We start from the raw sequence: 18,833 nt of genomic DNA, 5'->3' as shown, positions 1-18,833 counted from the left end.
GACCTGTCAATTTCATATGTCCAGTGACGATCGCGGAGAGGTCACACCCGTTCCCATGCCGAACACGGAAGTTAAGCTCTCCAGCGCCGATGATAGTTGGGGGATCTCCCCCTGTGAAAGTAGGACGTCGCTGGGCAATTATTATTCCACAGTAGCTCAGTGGTAGAGCTATCGGCTGTTAACCGATCGGTCGTAGGTTCGAATCCTACCTGTGGAGCCATTTTTATGGAGAGCTGTCCGAGAGGTCGAAGGAGCACGATTGGAAATCGTGTAGGCGGTTTAAACCCGTCTCGAGGGTTCGAATCCCTCGCTCTCCGCCAGAATAACATGGCCCGTTGGTCAAGTGGTTAAGACACCGCCCTTTCACGGCGGTAACACGGGTTCGAATCCCGTACGGGTCACCAACACATATATATATTATATTTTGTTTTTATGGAGGATTAGCTCAGTTGGGAGAGCATCTGCCTTACAAGCAGGGGGTCGGCGGTTCGAGCCCGTCATCCTCCACCATAAAAGTTTTTTGAAGCTTAATACTATTAACGCGGGGTGGAGCAGTCTGGTAGCTCGTTGGGCTCATAACCCAAAGGTCGGTGGTTCAAATCCGCCCCCCGCAACCAATTTTAATTATTAATACTTCATTGTGGTTTCTTTATAGAAAGATAATGGTAGTGCTGAAGAAGTACAGCCATTTTTATTCTTTCACAAATTTTTAAGTATTTGGTGTTAATTTGACTTACCATCATTTTTAATATAGGGTCCCGTGGTGTAGCGGTTAACATGCCTGCCTGTCACGCAGGAGATCGCGGGTTCGATTCCCGTCGGGACCGCCATTTTTTCATTTATCATTAACCAGTAAAATTATAAAATACGTAAAAACATAGCATATTGTATTGGCTCAGTAGCTCAGTCGGTAGAGCAACGGACTGAAAATCCGTGTGTCGGCAGTTCGATTCTGTCCTGAGCCACCATTTTTTTAAGTGCTGGCCTAGCTCAATTGGTAGAGCAACTGACTTGTAATCAGTAGGTTGGGGGTTCAAGTCCTCTGGCCAGCACCATAAAAAATCTCTTGACTAATTTAATATTCTTTTGTAATATATTAATTGTCTCTTTTGTGGAGGGGTAGCGAAGTGGCTAAACGCGGCGGACTGTAAATCCGCTCCTTCGGGTTCGGCAGTTCGAATCTGCCCCCCTCCACCATTTTTATGTATTAAACTATACTTAGGGGCATAGTTTAATGGTAAAACGAAGGTCTCCAAAACCTTTGATGCGGGTTCGATTCCTGCTGCCCCTGCCAACTGAAAATATGGCGGTTGTGGCGAAGTGGTTAACGCACCGGATTGTGATTCCGGCACTCGTGGGTTCAATTCCCATCAGCCGCCCCATTTATATTTATTTGAAGGGCTATAGCCAAGCGGTAAGGCATCGGATTTTGATTCCGTGACTCGCAGGTTCGAATCCTGCTAGCCCTGCCATTTTTATAACGGTGTGTAAGCAATCGCCATTTAGGACTTTGTAATTATCCTTTTAAATTGTATGCGGAAATAGCTCAGTGGTAGAGCACCACCTTGCCAAGGTGGGGGTCGCGGGTTCGAATCCCGTTTTCCGCTCCAGATGGCGGCATAGCCAAGTGGTAAGGCAGAGGTCTGCAAAACCTCTATCACCGGTTCAAATCCGGTTGCCGCCTCCAAATTTTATATAATGATGTTCTTGTAATGCCGGAGTGGCGGAATTGGCAGACGCACAGGACTTAAAATCCTGCGGTAAGTAATTACCGTGCCGGTTCAAGTCCGGCCTTCGGCACCAAATCTCATTAAATAATATCCATTACGTACCATTTTGCCGGTGTGGTGGAATTGGTAGACACGCAGCACTCAAAATGCTGTGGGTTCGTCCCGTGCCGGTTCGACTCCGGCCACCGGTACCATTTTAATACTTACATAAATTTAATTAGTGTAAACAGGATAATTATCCTGTTTTTTTGTTTTGTTTATCCAATAACACAACAAGATGACTTCCCTGCTTTTATTCTTCCGTTCTGCGGAGGAATCAGCAAGAAATGATCAAATATTATCAAAAAAGACGCCTTCTCTCTTTGAGAAAGGCGTCTTTTAAATATACGTGATCCTGTCACTTTTGAAGATTATATCATCTTAAGATATTTTTTATGGATATTAGAAGATGTCATGAGAGAAAGCATTGCACCATAATTTACAGAAAATGTAACCTCGTCTCCAACTTGTATATTTACATTTTTCGCATCAAGGACAGTGTGATCACTGCTTGAACCTAAAATCTCTAAATCTAATATTGGAGTCAATCCAGATACTAGAACATCCTGAAAACCAATTCCTAATATTAATCTTCTGATATTACCTCGTTCTTGAAATTGTGGGGTGACTCCTAGAGAATTTTGAGCGATTTCTCCATATGGAACCGATGGTTTTATTTTTGATTCAATCACTTCACATACAAGCGTAAATGCATCGGTGTATAAATCAGGGATGGGGAGTCGTGAAAGAGTTTCTCTTCCTAGTAGCAATGATTCTCCGATCCTTAAATTATTCACTTGCATGGTATTGTTACTTTCCATGAACCAGTTGTAATTGGCAGAATTTCCACCAGAAACATATGTTAGAGATAAATGATGTTTCTTCTCTACTTCTTGGGATAATTCAGCCAGTAATCTCATTTTGTTATTAGTAGGTTTTACACCACCAAAACAAGCAAAGTTCACACCAATCCCAATGATATCAATATTCGGGAGAGTCATTACCTTTTCTATAAAAGAGTGAAGGTCTTTAGGCATGATACCTTCTCTTAGGTCTCCCATTTCAACCATTAAAATAACTTTATGACGCTTATTATACTTATTAGCGTATTTAGAAAGGCTTTGTATTACGGAAAGCTCAGAATTTAAACTAATATCAGCATACTTTACGACAGATTTAATTTCACTTAAACCAGGTATTCTTAGTAACATAAATTCCGCATTAATGTTAGCTTTTCGCATTTTTATGATATTCGTTATTTTCGAATCACCGATTGTTTTAATCCCCATGTTAACAAAAACCTCTGCGATTTCTAATCCGCCACATATTCCTTTTGTAACTCCAGTGATTTCTATTCCTTTAGAACGATATAACTTCATTAAAATTTCTGTATTGTGAGCAATTTTTGCTAAGTTAATTTCAATTCTTGGTGCAGAGGATTCGTTCACTGGACGCCAATTTTTGTTTTTAAGGATGGGAATGTTTCGTATATACTAGAAATTAATTTGTCGCATCCGAGCACTAGAACGTCGGTTGCTGGGATCTTTAAATCATTTTCATAGATATGAATATAATCATTTATTTCATCAGAAGACATATTTTCATGATTGATAGTAATTGCAATGACTTTAGATTTTGAAAAATTCTCAATTAAATCAATTTCACTTTTTACAGTAGGCATTTCCATATAGCTGAAATCACCTAAATTTTTACGCTTAGGAGGGTGCTGTACGATAACGGCATTGGGTCTTGATCCTCTAATAATTCCACAGGAACTAATATAAGCAGGGTGACTCAATGCTCCTTGTCCTTCTATGATGATAATATCAGGATTTTCTTCATCATAAGCTCTCATTACTTGGTGTTCTATTTCTCCTGTTAAGAACTGTGTGGGAATAGCGTCAATAGCAACACCATATTTTGCACCTTGAATAAGTCCAGTTTGTCCTGTAGCAACAAAAGCGACATTAAGACCTTGCTTTATTAAAGCTTCTTCTAAGATGACAGATGTCGTTCGTTTGCCGACTGCACTATCCGTGCCTAATATAGCGACAATTGGTGTTTTGATATCTAAGATTCTCCCTGAAAAGAGATGCAGATCTCTTTTTATGGATGGTTTTCTGACATCGTTAATTTCCACGTTATTCTTTATGGAAGACTTTACAAATTCTTCGTCGTCTGTAAAAAATTCATGAAGAGGGTTAACGATGTTCATACCTTTTTCCATCGCTGATAAAACGATATTTCTTTCATCAAGTTTGAGAAATGCTTCCGAGGGAGCCATTCCATAAATAAATTGATTTGGTATTTCTGATAAGCTATCTAACGCTTGTTCGAAATTTGAAAATATCGGAATACCATTTTTTTTATTTTCAAGAATCTCACCGGTATCCATCCCTGCTTTTTTGCTATCTATAACTCCAACGATTTTATATTTCCTTGAACTTCTAATTAGTCCATTTGCAGTTTTACCGTCCATTGTTCCAAAGTGACCTTCGCAATAAATAAGTGCTGTTTTGTTCATAATACACATTCCTTTCTATTTTTAAAGCTGCGTAAATATTGTGAAAGAGTGAGCGAAGTTTTCATCGATAAACTAACATAGAAACGAGGATGATTCTTTTGTAAAAGTGGTGGCGAATGGTTGTGGTTTCTGAGTGAAAGGAACTCTAAGGAAGGATTAACAACTTAGATTATAATTTAGAGACATCACAAAAATACTTGTACAATTATTCATAGAACTCAATGCGCTAAAGAATGCAGAAGTTGAAAAATTGTATAAATAGGTAAGTAATTCTAATTATCCCCACCTATAAGTATAACATACTATTTAATTTCCTGCTTTTATACTACTCTTTTTATTAAATAGTATGACTTAATATAATAAACCTAAATAATTAATGGAGAGTCACGAATAATAAAAATCCATCTACCCTCGTCTATATGAAAAGGTTTGTAGTAAACTAACAATTAGAAGCAAGTTAAATAAGAAATGAATTGGAGGTAACATAAGGGATGGTTTTATATGATTTATTATTAGTTATCATAGGAATATTTATTGGTGTGATAGCTAGTGATCCATTAAAAAAACTTTTTACTGGAGGATTTAAAGAGGATATTCGTCAAAAGAAACGAGTCAAATTACTCCTGTATTTGCGAGAAGATACCAAATATCAAAAGCCATCAACTTCTGAGTTGGCTGAGAAAGTTTTTAATGGAAAAGAGAGTGAAGAAACTGTTCACGAGTTGTTAAAAGAAATAGAGGGATTTGGTTTAATCAAGAGTATCTCAAGAAAAAATGATCAAACGAAACGATGGGTTTATACTAAATCATCAAATAATTAAAAGGAGCTAGTCGATTATAGTTATCGACAGCTCCTTGTTATTCAGTAAAGCTTTATCTACTTATGAACATTTGTGTCCAATGGTTCCCATTCGAATCATACCCGACACCGATATGCGTAAATCCCCCATTAAGGATATTCTCACGATGTCCTTGGCTATCCATCCATCCTTGAACAGCTTGTTCAGCACTTTGCTGACCTTGAGCAATATTTTCTCCGGCAGAATTATATTGAACACCATGATCACGAATCATATCAAATGGTGATCCGTAAGTGGGGCTTGTGTGTGAAAAATAGTTATTCTCATGCATATCAACAGATTTTTTTCGAGCGACTGTACTTAATTCCGTATCTACTTGTAATTCAGATAAACCAGCATCTCTTCGGTGTTGATTTGTAAGTTCGACGACGCGCTGCTCTTCTTGACTAATTCCTTGTACCTCTTGATCTGTATCTGGCTCCGGTTCTTCTTGTTCCTGTTCTGACTCTGGCTCAGGAGCTTGAGGTTGTTCCGGCTCAGGTTGAGGTTCTTGAGCTTGACGTTGCTCAAGTTCCGGTCGTTGAAGTTCAGGAGTAGGTTCAGGATTTATCTGTAATTGATCTTGTAATTGTTGTTGGATGTTCTCGATATTTTCATCTAAATTCAATTCGTAGAGTTCTTCTAAATGTATTTGCTCTGCATCAATTTCAAAATCATATTTTGCTTCTTGGATTTGGATAGGTTTCGTGTGTGGGAAATCAAAACTAGGTATCGTTGTTTGTGCACTTGAAAGAAATTCTGTATTATTTGCTCTCCCTTTAGCGATTGGTTGAGCTTGATCTTGACGATCTAAAGCATTTTCTTGATTATTACATGCCGTAGTAGCCATGACAAATATAAATAGTATTAAAAGAAACTTTCTCTTCATAATGATCTCTCCTTCATTTTATAGTCAATATTTCTTAGGGTTTCTTTAATACTTAAAAATATTAATGAGAATTAAAGTATAAATTGGATAAAAGAAGAAGAGTATTTTATATTGACATAAAAAAACAAGAGGAGATGCTTCCTCTTGTTTAAATACTTAACTTAGACTGTCAGTTGAAGTGTGGTTCTTAATGTAATAGATAAACATCGTTATCCATTTACAATTGTTCCCCCATTTATATGAATAACTTGTCCAGACACATAAGAAGAATCATCTGAAGCAAGATACACATAGGCTGGTGCTAATTCAGCAGGTTGTCCTGGCCGCCCCATTGGACTTGAAGTACCGAAGTTGCCTACATTATTAGCAGGAAAAGAAGCGGGAATAAGCGGGGTCCAAATAGGACCAGGTGCAACGGCATTAACACGGATTCCTTTTGATACAAGGTTTTCTGATAAAGAACGTGTCAAAGCGACAAGGGCTCCTTTGGTTGCTGAATAATCCATCAATACTGGCATACCTTGGTAAGCCACAATGGAGGCGGTATTAATAATTGTACTTCCTGGCTTGAGATGTGTTTTACTTGCTTTAATAAAGTGAAAAGCGGAGTAAACATTTGTTTTAAAAGTTCTTTCGAGTTGCTCAATTGAAATCATTTCGATATCTTCTTGAAAGTGTTGTTCAGCTGCATTGTTGATTAAACAATCCAATTTACCGAAAGTATCTACTGTTTTTTTAACCGCCTCAAAACAGAAATCTTCCTCACCAACATCTCCAGGTATGAGTAAACAATCACTACCATAACTTTCAACAGCGACTTTTGTTTTTTCAGCATCATCATGTTCATTTAAGTAGACAATAGCTAACTTAGCACCTTCCTTGGCAAAAGCAACAGCGATAGCACGTCCAATCCCACTATCACCGCCTGTTAACAATACAACTCTATTTTTTAGCTTACCTGACCCTTTATAATTTGGATCATCATAAAGAGGTTCAGGATTCATTTCATTTTCGAACCCGGGCTGACGATGTTGCATTTGTTCAGGTTGACCATTTGATTGTAATTTATTAATGTCTGAAAAATTCAATGTTGTTCACCTCTAGCAGTAATTATGGTCTTAACATTATTTTGCTTTTTCGAAGCAAGTAATCATTCTTTTTTCCACTTTGTTCGCCGCAGCTTGGACTTTTTCATCGTCAATAAAACCCATTAATGTGGACGGTTGTGGCATACCAGCGAAGGTCTTCCCGTTATCTTCATAAACAACTACTTTGCATGGTAAGAAATAACCAGCAAGTTTGGATAAACTGAGAATTTCTTTTGCATCATGAGGATTACAAACTTCAAGGATATGAAAGTTATCACTAAAGTCTAACCCTTTTTCCTCTAACTTATCCTTCACATTAAATGACCATAATACGCCAAAACCTTCTTCTTTCAATTCAACTTCTAGTGCTTCGATAAGTTCAGCTGGTTTTTTATTACTTTCAATAGTGTAATCAAAACTCATATGAAATCCCTCCATTATAAAATATAGGCTATACCGTATATCTATTACCTAATAATGGAGAAAAATAACCTCTTTTTTTAAAACGTAGCTTTTCCAAGATCTAAGCTAATAAAAAACGGTATAATTTTTAATGAAATAACCGTATGCCTCTTATTAATGTTGTTAATTTTAGTGATATTGACATTCATAAAATGAAGTAGTAAAATACGAAACAGGTTAAAGAAAAGATAACTAATAGTTATGTCCGATGATTCAGAGTACTAGAACATAATAAATGCGGGTGTAGTTTAGTGGTAAAACCTCAGCCACGAGCAATTCCATCGTCGAGTATGCTGCGAGTTGCTTCGACGGATAATCATCAAAGCAAAGCTATCAGAGGAAGAAGCATGGAAGTTTGTCCGATGATTCAGAGGACTAGAACATAATAAATGCGGGTGTAGTTTAGTGGTAAAACCTCAGCCACGAGCAATTCCATCGTCGAGAATGCTGCGAGTTGCTTCGACGGATAATCATCAAAGCAAAGCTATCAGAGGAAGAAGCATGGAAGATTGTCCAATGATTCAGAGGACTAGAACATAATAAATGCGGGTGTAGTTTAGTGGTAAAACCTCAGCCTTCCAAGCTGATGATGTGGGTTCGATTCCCATCACCCGCTCCAATTTTTTATGAAGATACAATTAAACTAAAATAAAAAGTAGTGTTTCTGTCACTAGGAGCGCTACTTTTTCGTATGTTTAACGACTAACTAAATAAGCATAATAACTGATGTATTTAAGAAAAATTATGAAAGAAGGTGAAACCGTGGCAAATACCCAGTTAAAAGAAGAGTTAATTGCATATAGTAAGCGTATAGGCATAGATAAAATTGGATTTGCTTCGGCAGATCCTTTCGTAACGATGAAGGCAAGGTTAAAATATCAACAGGAACTTAGTTATCAATCTGGGTTCGAGAAAGGTACAATAGATGAAAGAACGAAACCAGGTCTTCTTTTACCAGAAGCGAAAACGATCATTTCCATCGCCCTTGCCTATCCATCAAAAATGAAAGCAGCTCCTCAGTCAAAAAAAGGGGACCGGCGAGGTATCTTTTGTCGAGCGTCGTGGGGAGAAGATTATCATCATATTTTGCGACGGAAATTAAAATTGTTGGAAGAGTTTCTAGTTGAAAAAGTTCCAGATGTTATCTCTAAATCAATGGTTGATACAGGAGAATTATCAGATCGTGCTGTGGCAGAACGTGCTGGTATTGGGTGGAGTGGAAAAAACTGTGCTATCATCACTCCGGAATTCGGTTCCTACGTGTATTTAGGAGAGATGATTACAACTGTTAATTTGCAAGAAGATACGCCGATGTTTGATCAGTGTGGATCTTGTAACAAATGTGTGGATGCTTGTCCAACAGGCGCTCTTATTCAAGGTGGACAATTAGATTCAAATAAATGTATAGCCTTTTTAACCCAAACAAAAGACATGTTACCTGAGAGATATCGTAAGAAGATAGGAAATCGTTTATACGGCTGTGATACATGCCAAGTCGTATGTCCAGAAAACAAAGGGAAAAATGCCAATCATCATCCAGAGATGGAACCTGATCCAGAAATAGTCAAACCAACATTGTTACCTTTGTTAACGATTAGTAATCGTCAATTCAAAGAAAGGTTTGGAAAAATATCTGGTTCATGGAGAGGTAAAAAACCAATCCAACGAAATGCAATCATTGCTCTTGCCCATTATAAAGAAAAAGAGGCTTTACCTTCATTATATGAACTATTACACAAAGACCCTCGCCCCGTCATACGAGGAACTTCTGCTTGGGCATTGGCTGAAATCTCACAGAATGAAGAAGTAAAGGCGGAGCTTTTAGAGGCTAAAAATAAAGAAAATGTGATTGAAGTTATGGAAGAAATTAAAAAAGCAATAGAAAAAATCGAAATCTCAGTTGAGATGAAAATGGAAACAATGAAAGAAGTTCAGTAATTATTATCTGAACTGAAGGAGGGCTATGATGTCTAAACGTCCGTATATTTATTTTACTGAAATGGAAAGTCCTATAGGAGCTATCACTTTGGCAACATCTAATCAAGGGATTTGTTTTATCGAATTCGGTTCAGTGAAGAGCTCATATTCGTCTATGGAAAGGAAACTGAATAAGTTACAATTGAATGGCGAGTTGAAAAATGATGAGGTTCCATTGCTAGAGGCAAAGCGTCAACTATCTGAGTATTTTTCAGCGGAGAGAGAAAATTTCGACTTACCGTTAGATCTTATTGGAACGAAATTTCAAAAGTTAGTTTGGGATAAAGTAGCAAATATTCCTTATGGTGTAACGAAATCGTATAAACAAATTGCTGCGGAAATTGGAGCTCCTAAAGCTGTCAGAGCGATAGGTGGGGCGAATAATCAAAATCCCGTGCCAATTATTGTACCTTGTCATAGAGTAATCGGATCAAATGGATCGATGGTTGGTTACGGTGGTGGTTTAGATAAAAAAGAAGTCTTATTAAAACTAGAAGGTTCCTATAAAAAAATGTCCTCTTAAGTTTATTTATGTTCGTTAAAATTCATCCTCATTGCTATTTATTATAGCAATGAGGATTTTTGTAGGACAAGTTATCATTAAGCAAGCAATTCAAATAGAAAGAACTTATTGGCATGAATCCCTCTCACTCATGAATAACATGATATAGAATGGAGGGGATCATATGAATGAAGCTATTAATTTATTGAAAAATTATTGGGAAAAATGTTGCTCCGCTTATTTCGATGAAGAAATGGAAGGGCATTTAGATGAATGGTTTATTCGAGAGAGTGACTTTCATGCAACGGATAGAAAAATAAAAACAATAAAAGAGAGAAAGGCAGAAGTTTTAAAGAACATTGTTCAAGGGGAAATAATAAAAACGCAAAACCTTTCTTCAAGAATGAAAGTAGACTATTTGTTAACCATTGAGCAATTAATGAACCAAAAAGGAAAAATCTATCTTGAAACACAACAACAATATCGAAGAGCTGTAATAGAAGATAAGACACAATTGATTGACGACTATCTCGTTTTTCCAGATGGTCTTGAAAATAAACTAGAAAAAAAAGTTCAAGAAATGGCAAGAAAATACTACAAACGAGATTCTTTTAGGCAAGTTAGGTATGAATTCGATCGTTTAGCAGCAGTAAGGTATGCTGAAAGATGGTGGGATGATTATAATCCGGATTATCGTCAATTTGAGAATGATTGTACTAATTATATTTCACAATGTTTAAAAGAAGCAGGAGCACCGATGCGTGGTGAACCAGATAGAAGCAGCGGGTGGTGGTTCACCGGCAACCAATGGAGTTTCAGTTGGGCAGTGGCTCATTCGCTTCGATGGTTTTTAAGCGGATCGCAAAAAGGACTTAGGGCAAAAGAAGTATCTTCACCTAAAGAACTTATGAAAGGTGATGTGATTTGTTATGACTTCAACGGAGATGGTAATTGGCAACATACAACCATCGTTGTTGATAAAGATGCGGATCATATGCCTTTAGTGAATGCACATACGACAAATAGTCGTATGCGATATTGGTCTTATGAAGATTCGTCAGCATGGACACCAAGTATTCAATATAAATATTTCCATATCGTAGATGGGACTATGAATGGATAAACGGACTTCATTCTTTTGACACTCAAAAATAGAAACATGAGTATGATATAATTATTTGAGATTTCTTCATAATTTTTGATATTTTTTAAAATAATTGGAGTAAACGACTTAATAAAAATCTATGTTAAAGCTTAGTGTTGATGTTTCATAATCAATACTGAACGATATCTAATAAATAATAGTTGAAAGTTACGGGTGTTGATAATGAGTTCATTCCATTTAAAAAAAATAGGAGTTCTAACTATTAGTGTTATGTTTGTTGTTATTGCTTGTACCCAAGCAGATGCAACGTTATCTCAGGCGAAACGAGAGTTACCTTTTCCTGTTTTATTTCCAGAAACGATGTTAGAAAACTGGACGATAGAAGAAACGATCTTTGAGGATAACCTTCTTGTTACTAGTTTTATAAATAATCAAGATGGGCGAATAGAGCTTATACAAGACCAAAATATACAAGGCTTAGATATTGAAGAACTTCGTAAACATGTGATTTCTAGTGAACCAACAAATGACCGTATTGAGCAAAGGCAAGAAGTTATTGAAGTGTACGATTTTGTGGGAGAATTAGCATATTTTAAAGAGCCGACTCCAACAGTACAATATACGTTTGTTTCAAAAAAAGATTTGTTTGTTGATATTAATGGCAATGTTCCAAATTATCAGTTGATAGGAAAGGAAATATCAACGGAAGAGCTAAGAAAATTCATTTATACACTTGAAGTCTCAACTTAAGGGTAGAGGCTTCTTTCTTTTACAGAAAAGACATGGTAAGATAACGTTTGGAGATTGGAAGCGAAGATAAAATGAGGTGAAAAAAGCTTTGGGATTGCATGTTGTTTTGCACGAACCAGAAATACCAGCCAACACCGGTAATATTGCAAGAACTTGCGCAGGAACGAATACAGGATTGCATTTAATCCATCCACTTGGTTTTTCGACAGATGATCGAATGCTTAAAAGAGCAGGGTGTGATTATTGGCCAAACGTAAATGTGAATCATTATGATACAATTGATGAGCTATTCAAACGATTTCCTAATGGGGAATTTTTCTTTATTGAAACAATAGGAAAAAAGCATTATCATGAATTTGATTATAGTCAAATGGATAAAGACTATTTCTTTGTTTTTGGTAAAGAAACGAAAGGATTACCGGAAGAATTAACGGAGCAATATCAAGATCGCTGCTTCCGTATCCCACAAACAGATAAAATTCGTTCGTTAAATCTTTCAAATACAGCTGCAATTGTCGTATATGAAGCACTAAGACAGCAAGTATTTAGCGCACTAAAATAATATAAATAAGCCATGAATCATTGATTCATGGCTTATTTTTCTATTTAATTTTTATGTGGATTCGAATCATATCCAGCGGTGAAAATGGCTACTAGGAATGCTAAACAAACTCCTAAAATCAAAAGTAGTCCCATTACAATGCCCCCTTCGATGTTATCTACATTCAAATATACCATTTTTTAATAATGAAAGAAAGGATTCCACCATATTAACTGTGGAAAGGTAAATCTTTGAAATCACAGGTCATTATCGTATAATAGATGTAGGAAAAGGAGGTTTTCACTAATGTATGTTGTTATGAATGAACTTCACGTACCTGTGGATGGACGAGAAAACGTAGCAAATCGTTTTGCCGAAAGTAATAAGAAAATGGAACAAGTACCCGGATGTCTAGATTTCATGTTCTTAAGTCCTGAAGAAGATGAGAACTTCCAAATTGTCTTGACTAAATGGAAGACGAAAGAAGATTATGAAAACTGGATTAACAGTGATGCATTTAAACATGCTCACAAAAAACGAAGAGATAATTTAGATAAAAGCCCAACTTCTGGGAATAAGATTTACGCTTACGAAGCTATTCATCACTTATAAGGTAAGGTAAGTAATCATGACAACCGAGTGATTTCACTCGGTTGTTCGTTCGATAATCGTTACATAAATTACAGCAACAGCCAGGAGTTATGAAATGAAAAATATGTATTTAACAAGTCATTTCCCTTTGATATCAATTATTTTATTTAGTTTGGCCTTTTCTATTTATACGGAAAGATTGTCAATATCTTATTTAAAAAACATCGGCTTATATAGTGGTATGATCGAATTTTTCTCTGAAAGAGGCATTCATCTTGCACTCCTGTTTGTGCTTTGGTTATTTTTCTTTATGTTGTTTGCAGCACTTAAATTAATTGCGAATACAGTAAATGAACTGTCACTTTTGTTTTTTTCGAAAGACGAAGAAGGGACGGATTTAAAAAATGTAAGAAGAGGGGCATGGATATTTTTAATCGGAGGAATTTTCTCGATTATTGCCTCCATCGATATTCTTTTGCTGTTGAGTGTTTTTGCTATAGCTTGTTTTAGTTACTTTATTTTTTTTATCTACAAAGTAAGTGATTCATTATCTGCTCCAGCATTAATTGCCCTCATATTCTTTCACCTCTTTTTTTGGTTTGCCTTTGGTATCGCAATTGTTTACGCAGTTGTGAAACTTTACAACAGCTTAATTGCAAGTTTGCCTATATAAAAAAAGGAAATGTAAAACCAGTAGAGAATATCTCTACTGGTTTAGTTCTTTCATTATGTCACTCCAAAGCCTAGTATGGAGGTTATTTTGACTTTGTACATAAATGGAAGAAGGATCATCTTTCCCCACCCATAAACCTGTCGTATATCGATCACTCGAACCAACAAACCATAAATCATGGAAATCATTAGTTGTTCCAGTTTTACCACCTACGTAATTAGACCCGGTGAAATGAGCAGCAGTTCCTGTACCACTTGAAACCACAGAACGTAACATCGTCTTCATTTCTTCCACCGTAGATTGCTCCCACACTTCTTTGTCTTCACTTTCCCAGGTGTACAAGATATTCCCATCTAAGTCTGTCACTTGACGAATTGCTTTAGGGGAGCGATATACCCCTTGAGTAGCAAAAACAGAGTAAGCTTGTGTTAGCTCATTAACGGTTACACCATTTGTTAACCCACCTAAAGCAGAAGGAAGACGATAATCATTTGAGCTAATTTGATTAAAGTCGAATTGATTAAAGTAATCAAATCCTGTTTCAACCCCTATCATATCGAACATTCTGACAGCGGCAGTGTTATAGGAATTCTTAAATGCTTCTTCCAACGTCACTTTTCCGTAAATTGCGCCACCAAAATTCTTAGGTTCATAATTCCCTCTATTAATTGGACTTGCGTCAATGATCGAACTTCTATTTAATTTTGTTTCTTCAAGAAGAGGTGCGAAAACGAGCAAAGGTTTAATTGCAGATCCAGGTTGTCTATAAGCTTGAAATCCCCTATGGAAATCAAATTTATTATAAGAAACGCCTCCGGTGATGGCTACTATTTCTCCCTTCTCGTGATCAATAATAGAAGTGGCTCCTTGTATACCAGTGTCTCCTAAATAGTGATTGATAGTAGATACAGCATGAGATTGAGCTTTAGGGTCTAATGCTGTATCGATAGTAATGCCGCTTGCTAGAAGCTGATCGACACGATTTTGTATAGTTTCGCGAATCGCTGAGCGTTCTTCTGCTGATGAAGCAGCACGTAAACGTTTTTTATATCCTTCTTCTTTTGAAATAAGTTGTTGTAGTTCATAAAAAACATATGTTGTGTAATCAGGAAATTGATCTTGTTTCTCAAATGAATAAATCGTAATTTCTTCCGATTTGGCGTCATGATAAGTTTCTTCATCAATGAATTCTTGATTGAGCATCTGTAATAGAATCCACTTCTTACGCTCATGTGTCAGTTCAGAATTTTTCAACGGGTCATAATGTGTTGGGTTATTAGGTATGGCACTAAGAAATGCAATTTCAGCGATAGAAAGTTCTTCAATTGTTTGGTCAAAATAATATTGACTAGCTGCTTCCATACCATATACACCGTTTGCAAAGTAGACGGTGTTAATGTACATTTCTAAGATTTCCTGTTTTGTAAAAACTCTTTCTAAATGATAGGAATAAAGTAATTCTGTTAGCTTACGTTCATATGTTTGCGAGTGAGACAAATATAGATTACGAGCTAACTGCTGAGTCACTGTACTTCCACCTTGTTCCACACTTTGTGATTGTAAGTTAACAAGAAAAGCTCTTGCAATCCCTGACATATCAAAACCGTGGTGCTCGTAAAACGAGTGATCCTCTGCAGCGATAAATGCCTCTAATACAGATGATGGAATATCCTCATAGGATAAATGAATCCGATTTTCACTAGAGTAAATATCTGAAATGGTGTTGCCATTTTTGTCTAGAACGAGACTGTTACTAGAAAGTGTGATTTTCTCTAATTCAATAGATTCATCTAATACTTGGTGTAAAGATTGGGCAGAAGAAAGTTCTTTTGTCGTTTCTATAAATAGCAATGTAAAGAAGCTGATAAAAAATAATATAAATACGTTTCCGATCAATATCCGCATGAATGTCACAACACCCTCTTGAAGTTATATTTTTATTTTACTCTTGTTTTCAAATAGTTGAAAGGGAATCATCATAACTTATCTTTTAACATCGTTTTCTAGGTAAGTGCATAAGATGTACCATGACATCCTTTAAAAGAACCAAGGTTGTTGTGGGAAGGGGGATAAGATGGATATCATTAACAAAATTCAAGGCTATCGTGAAGAACAAGAAGAATTAAGGTGGGAAGGTACGTTTGCTGATTATTTAGAGATACTGCGAGAAAGGCCAGAGGTGGCACAAACGGCTCACTCTCGGATATATAACATGATTAAAGATGCGGGAGTGGTGGAAGAAGGAGACAGGAAGCGTTATTTATTTTTTGAAGACCAGATATTTGGTTTAGAAGAATCTGTTGAGCGATTAGTGGAAGAATACTTTCATTCAGCTGCAAAACGATTAGATGTAAAAAAGAGAATTTTATTATTAATGGGACCGGTTAGTGGAGGAAAGTCAACAATAGTAACAATGTTAAAAAGAGGATTAGAAAAATATAGTCGAACGGACCAAGGAGCGGTTTATGCAATTAAAGGGTGCCCTATGCATGAAGATCCATTGCATCTCATCCCTCAACACATGCGAAAAGACTTCTATAATGAGTTTGGAATACGAGTAGAGGGAAATTTATCACCGTTAAATCTGATGCGTTTAGAAAAAGAGTATGGAGGACGTATTGAAGATGTCATGGTGGAGCGGATTTTCTTATCTGAAGATCGGCGAGTTGGGGTAGGTACATTTAGTCCATCTGACCCTAAATCTCAAGACATAGCTGATTTAACAGGGAGTATTGATTTCTCTACAATTGCTGAGTATGGATCGGAATCAGATCCAAGAGCTTATCGGTTTGATGGTGAGTTAAACAAAGCTAATCGAGGATTAATGGAATTTCAAGAAATGTTGAAGTGTGATGAAAAGTTTTTGTGGCATTTGCTCTCATTGACGCAAGAAGGCAATTTCAAAGCAGGTCGATTTGCCTTGATTTCCGCAGATGAAATGATTGTTGCACATACGAATGAAGCGGAGTATAAGTCGTTCATCTCAAATAAAAAAAATGAAGCTCTTCATTCAAGAATTATCGTTATGCCTATCCCTTATAATTTGAAAATTAGTGAAGAAGAACGTATTTATAAAAAAATGATTGAAGAGTCTGATATTTCTCATGTTCACATCGCACCCCATGCTCTGAAAATTGCTGCAACGTTTACAGTTTTAACAAGAATTAAAGAGTCTCAGAAGAATGATGTAGATGTGTTAAAGAAGTTAAAATTGTATGATGGTCAAAATGTAGAAGGATTTAATAATCAAGATGTTGTAGAGTTAAAAAATGAATTTGCCGATGAAGGTATGGGTGGAATTGATCCACGTTATGTCATTAATCGAATTTCATCGGCTATTATAAGGAAAGAACTTACGTCAATAAATGCATTAGATGTATTAAGGTCCATCAAAGATGGTTTAGATCAACATGCTTCTATTTCAAATGAAGATCGTGAAAGATATTTAAACTATATCTCAATCTCTCGGAAAGAATACGATGAGATGGCTAAAAAAGAAGTTCAAAAAGCATTTGTATATTCATATGAGGAGTCTGCTAAAACACTGATGGATAATTATTTGGATAACGTTGAAGCTTATTGTAATAAAAATAAGCTGCGCGACCCGTTAACAGGGGAAGAAATGAATCCTGATGAGAAACTTATGCGTTCAATTGAAGAACAAATTGGGATCTCAGAAAATGCCAAAAAAGCATTTAGAGAAGAAATTTTAATTCGAATTTCAGCATATGCTCGAAAAGGAAAAAAATTCGACTATCAGTCTCATGACCGTTTAAGAGAAGCAATTCAGAAAAAACTATTTGCTGATTTGAAAGATGTAGTAAAAATAACAACGTCCACAAAAACACCAGATGAAGGTCAGTTAAAGAAAATTAATGAAGTCATTGCAAGGTTGATTGATGAACATGGTTATAATAGCACATCAGCAAACGACCTTTTGAGATATGTTGGTAGTTTACTAAATAGATAAAAAACAAGACTGGGAATAGCCCCAGTCTTGTTTTTTAGTGTTTAAGAAATTAGATTTTTGAGTTGTAGATTAGACTTTCTAGAAAAGGTCTCAATCATTAACATGAATGACATATGGTAGTTGATATACAACACAAAAAATGTAACGATTATTACAGATTCATAACAATTAAGATTATTTGATAATAATTGTTTGAAATAAGCCACATATGGCTATATTTTAAGTAATAAGTATCTTTTACAGACTCAATTATTGTATGTGTATTTGATTTAATACATATCTATCATATCAACTTGATAAAGAGTCTTCTGATAAGGAAAAATGGAGGAGAAAAATGAATAAGGAAGAAACTGTTACAAATAACGGTTCAAAAAAGAAATCGTTTTGGAAAAGGAACATTTGGGCTTTATCAAAGTTAATTATTATTGTGTTAGTTTTTTCGTTTTTAGTTAGAGGATTTTTGTTCGCAAATTATATTGTATATGGCCAGTCTATGATGCCAACCATTCATGATGGAGAGAGAATTATTGTCAATAAAATCGGTTATGAAATCAATGAACCAAACCGATTTGATCTCATTATTTTTCACGCAACAGAAGACTCGGATTATATAAAGCGAGTGATTGGATTACCGGGTGATGAAATTTACTATGATGATGATAATCTATATATTAACGATGTGCCTCATGATGAGAATTTCTTAGATGTTTATAAAGAAAACCACGACAATGGGGTATTTACAGAAAACTTTGAGTTGGAAGAGAAAACAGGAAATACAAAAGTACCTGAAGGTCATGTTTTTGTATTAGGTGACAATCGGCAAAACAGTGTAGATAGCCGACATATTGGTTTTGTTCCTATTGAAGAAATTGTTGGACGAGCGAATATGGCGTTTTGGCCACCGAAAAATATAAGATTTTTTTGATAGAAAACTAAGATAAAGCTTCTCCGAGAAATCTCTGGACTTGCCTGCTGGACATAAGAGTGACAGATGATTTTTAGACGTCAACTCTGAATGATAGCAGTGAGCCTATAAGAAAAACCTTTGCTTGTGTTATTAAAGCAAAGGTTTTTTATTTATTCTCATTTTCTTAGTCCAAACGTTAAACATTGAAGGGATAAACTTGAGACTTCCATTTGAATATTTTCGCAC

General features: G+C 36.1%; 16 protein-coding genes, 17 tRNA genes and 1 rRNA gene. 28 read left to right on the top strand and 6 right to left on the bottom strand.

Annotated features, from left to right (window positions below):
* Window positions 1-19: 19 nt before the first annotated feature.
* The 17 genes from rrf (at window position 20) to QDN89_RS04030 (ending at window position 1,924) form a co-directional block, all read left to right on the top strand.
* A 5S ribosomal RNA gene (gene rrf / locus QDN89_RS04110) occupies window positions 20-136 on the top strand.
* Between the two features lie 9 nt (window positions 137-145).
* Window positions 146-220 (top strand) — tRNA-Asn (locus QDN89_RS04105).
* 7 nt (window positions 221-227) lie between these two features.
* Window positions 228-320, top strand: a tRNA-Ser gene (locus tag QDN89_RS04100).
* Between the two features lie 9 nt (window positions 321-329).
* A tRNA-Glu gene (locus QDN89_RS04095) sits at window positions 330-404 on the top strand.
* A 30-nt stretch (window positions 405-434) separates the two neighbouring features.
* Window positions 435-510: transfer RNA gene (locus tag QDN89_RS04090), tRNA-Val, on the top strand.
* A gap of 30 nt (window positions 511-540) precedes the next feature.
* A tRNA-Met gene (locus QDN89_RS04085) sits at window positions 541-617 on the top strand.
* Window positions 618-754: 137 nt separating this feature from the next.
* Window positions 755-830 (top strand) — tRNA-Asp (locus QDN89_RS04080).
* A gap of 62 nt (window positions 831-892) precedes the next feature.
* A tRNA-Phe gene (locus tag QDN89_RS04075) sits at window positions 893-968 on the top strand.
* Between the two features lie 11 nt (window positions 969-979).
* Window positions 980-1,055, top strand: a tRNA-Thr gene (locus QDN89_RS04070).
* 58 nt (window positions 1,056-1,113) lie between these two features.
* A tRNA-Tyr gene (locus QDN89_RS04065) sits at window positions 1,114-1,197 on the top strand.
* Window positions 1,198-1,220: 23 nt separating this feature from the next.
* Window positions 1,221-1,294: transfer RNA gene (locus QDN89_RS04060), tRNA-Trp, on the top strand.
* A 12-nt stretch (window positions 1,295-1,306) separates the two neighbouring features.
* Window positions 1,307-1,382 (top strand) — tRNA-His (locus tag QDN89_RS04055).
* A 15-nt stretch (window positions 1,383-1,397) separates the two neighbouring features.
* Window positions 1,398-1,472, top strand: a tRNA-Gln gene (locus QDN89_RS04050).
* Window positions 1,473-1,535: 63 nt separating this feature from the next.
* Window positions 1,536-1,610 (top strand) — tRNA-Gly (locus QDN89_RS04045).
* Between the two features lie 3 nt (window positions 1,611-1,613).
* Window positions 1,614-1,687, top strand: a tRNA-Cys gene (locus tag QDN89_RS04040).
* 27 nt (window positions 1,688-1,714) lie between these two features.
* A tRNA-Leu gene (locus QDN89_RS04035) sits at window positions 1,715-1,803 on the top strand.
* Window positions 1,804-1,838: 35 nt separating this feature from the next.
* Window positions 1,839-1,924, top strand: a tRNA-Leu gene (locus tag QDN89_RS04030).
* Window positions 1,925-2,140: 216 nt separating this feature from the next.
* Here QDN89_RS04030 and QDN89_RS04025 read toward each other — a convergent pair.
* Entirely contained in the window at window positions 2,141-3,217 is a 1,077-nt protein-coding gene (locus QDN89_RS04025) for an alanine/ornithine racemase family PLP-dependent enzyme (protein WP_280768786.1), read from the bottom strand.
* Window positions 3,214-4,293: an N-acetyltransferase DgcN family protein gene (locus QDN89_RS04020; RefSeq protein ID WP_280768785.1), complete on the bottom strand. Its 1,080-nt coding sequence runs from the start codon at window positions 4,291-4,293 to the stop codon at window positions 3,214-3,216. The genes QDN89_RS04025 and QDN89_RS04020 overlap by 4 nt, the downstream gene beginning before the upstream one ends.
* A 491-nt stretch (window positions 4,294-4,784) precedes the next feature.
* On the opposite strand from QDN89_RS04020, the gene QDN89_RS04015 reads away from it, so the two are divergent.
* Window positions 4,785-5,114, top strand: coding sequence for a hypothetical protein (locus tag QDN89_RS04015; protein ID WP_280768784.1), 330 nt, complete (start codon window positions 4,785-4,787; stop codon window positions 5,112-5,114).
* Between the two features lie 52 nt (window positions 5,115-5,166).
* Here the strand turns inward: QDN89_RS04015 and QDN89_RS04010 are convergent, their stop codons facing one another.
* The 3 genes from QDN89_RS04010 to QDN89_RS04000 form a co-directional block, all read right to left on the bottom strand.
* The gene (locus QDN89_RS04010) at window positions 5,167-6,021 is read right to left on the bottom strand and encodes a CAP domain-containing protein (RefSeq protein ID WP_280768783.1); all 855 of its coding nucleotides are present in this window, start codon (window positions 6,019-6,021) and stop codon (window positions 5,167-5,169) included.
* 209 nt (window positions 6,022-6,230) lie between these two features.
* Window positions 6,231-7,109: an SDR family oxidoreductase gene (locus tag QDN89_RS04005; RefSeq protein ID WP_280768782.1), complete on the bottom strand. Its 879-nt coding sequence runs from the start codon at window positions 7,107-7,109 to the stop codon at window positions 6,231-6,233.
* 36 nt (window positions 7,110-7,145) lie between these two features.
* Complete coding sequence (locus QDN89_RS04000; RefSeq protein ID WP_280768781.1) at window positions 7,146-7,532, bottom strand: DUF302 domain-containing protein; 387 nt, start codon at window positions 7,530-7,532, stop codon at window positions 7,146-7,148.
* Window positions 7,533-8,116: 584 nt separating this feature from the next.
* On the opposite strand from QDN89_RS04000, the gene QDN89_RS03995 reads away from it, so the two are divergent.
* The 8 genes from QDN89_RS03995 to QDN89_RS03960 all read left to right on the top strand — a co-directional run bounded on the left by QDN89_RS03995 (window position 8,117) and on the right by QDN89_RS03960 (window position 13,710).
* Window positions 8,117-8,190 (top strand) — tRNA-Gly (locus QDN89_RS03995).
* Window positions 8,191-8,333: 143 nt separating this feature from the next.
* The gene (gene queG / locus QDN89_RS03990; RefSeq protein ID WP_280768780.1) at window positions 8,334-9,509 is read left to right on the top strand and encodes a tRNA epoxyqueuosine(34) reductase QueG; all 1,176 of its coding nucleotides are present in this window, start codon (window positions 8,334-8,336) and stop codon (window positions 9,507-9,509) included.
* A gap of 28 nt (window positions 9,510-9,537) precedes the next feature.
* Window positions 9,538-10,071 (top strand): methylated-DNA--[protein]-cysteine S-methyltransferase, encoded by a 534-nt coding sequence (locus QDN89_RS03985; RefSeq protein ID WP_280768779.1) that lies wholly within the window; start codon window positions 9,538-9,540, stop codon window positions 10,069-10,071.
* 163 nt (window positions 10,072-10,234) lie between these two features.
* Window positions 10,235-11,173, top strand: a complete 939-nt coding sequence (locus tag QDN89_RS03980; RefSeq protein WP_280768778.1) for an amidase domain-containing protein — start codon at window positions 10,235-10,237, stop codon at window positions 11,171-11,173.
* Between the two features lie 204 nt (window positions 11,174-11,377).
* Window positions 11,378-11,905, top strand: a complete 528-nt coding sequence (locus QDN89_RS03975) for a hypothetical protein (RefSeq protein WP_280768777.1) — start codon at window positions 11,378-11,380, stop codon at window positions 11,903-11,905.
* Window positions 11,906-11,993: 88 nt separating this feature from the next.
* Window positions 11,994-12,467 carry a tRNA (uridine(34)/cytosine(34)/5-carboxymethylaminomethyluridine(34)-2'-O)-methyltransferase TrmL gene (gene trmL, locus QDN89_RS03970; RefSeq protein ID WP_280768822.1) on the top strand — a complete coding sequence of 158 codons (474 nt, stop codon included), beginning with the start codon at window positions 11,994-11,996 and terminating at the stop codon, window positions 12,465-12,467.
* A 285-nt stretch (window positions 12,468-12,752) separates the two neighbouring features.
* Window positions 12,753-13,058, top strand: coding sequence for an antibiotic biosynthesis monooxygenase family protein (locus tag QDN89_RS03965; protein ID WP_280768776.1), 306 nt, complete (start codon window positions 12,753-12,755; stop codon window positions 13,056-13,058).
* A gap of 94 nt (window positions 13,059-13,152) precedes the next feature.
* Window positions 13,153-13,710: a DUF5366 family protein gene (locus QDN89_RS03960; protein WP_280768775.1), complete on the top strand. Its 558-nt coding sequence runs from the start codon at window positions 13,153-13,155 to the stop codon at window positions 13,708-13,710.
* A 33-nt stretch (window positions 13,711-13,743) separates the two neighbouring features.
* On the opposite strand, the gene QDN89_RS03955 is transcribed toward QDN89_RS03960, so the two are convergent.
* A complete protein-coding gene (locus QDN89_RS03955; RefSeq protein ID WP_280768774.1) occupies window positions 13,744-15,615 on the bottom strand; it encodes a transglycosylase domain-containing protein in 1,872 nt (623 codons plus the stop codon).
* A gap of 169 nt (window positions 15,616-15,784) precedes the next feature.
* Between QDN89_RS03955 and QDN89_RS03950 the strand changes: the two genes are divergently transcribed.
* Both QDN89_RS03950 and lepB read left to right on the top strand, forming a co-directional pair.
* Window positions 15,785-17,680, top strand: coding sequence for a PrkA family serine protein kinase (locus QDN89_RS03950; RefSeq protein WP_280768773.1), 1,896 nt, complete (start codon window positions 15,785-15,787; stop codon window positions 17,678-17,680).
* A gap of 334 nt (window positions 17,681-18,014) precedes the next feature.
* Window positions 18,015-18,605 carry a signal peptidase I gene (gene lepB, locus QDN89_RS03945; protein ID WP_280768772.1) on the top strand — a complete coding sequence of 197 codons (591 nt, stop codon included), beginning with the start codon at window positions 18,015-18,017 and terminating at the stop codon, window positions 18,603-18,605.
* Window positions 18,606-18,833: the final 228 nt, after the last annotated feature.

The sequence above is a fragment of the Salipaludibacillus daqingensis genome, from assembly GCF_029891575.1.
Classification (GTDB): Bacteria; Bacillota; Bacilli; order Bacillales; family Salisediminibacteriaceae; genus Salipaludibacillus; species Salipaludibacillus daqingensis.
Note: the sequence above shows the minus strand (reverse complement) of the source record. Positions and strands in the feature narration are given on the sequence as shown.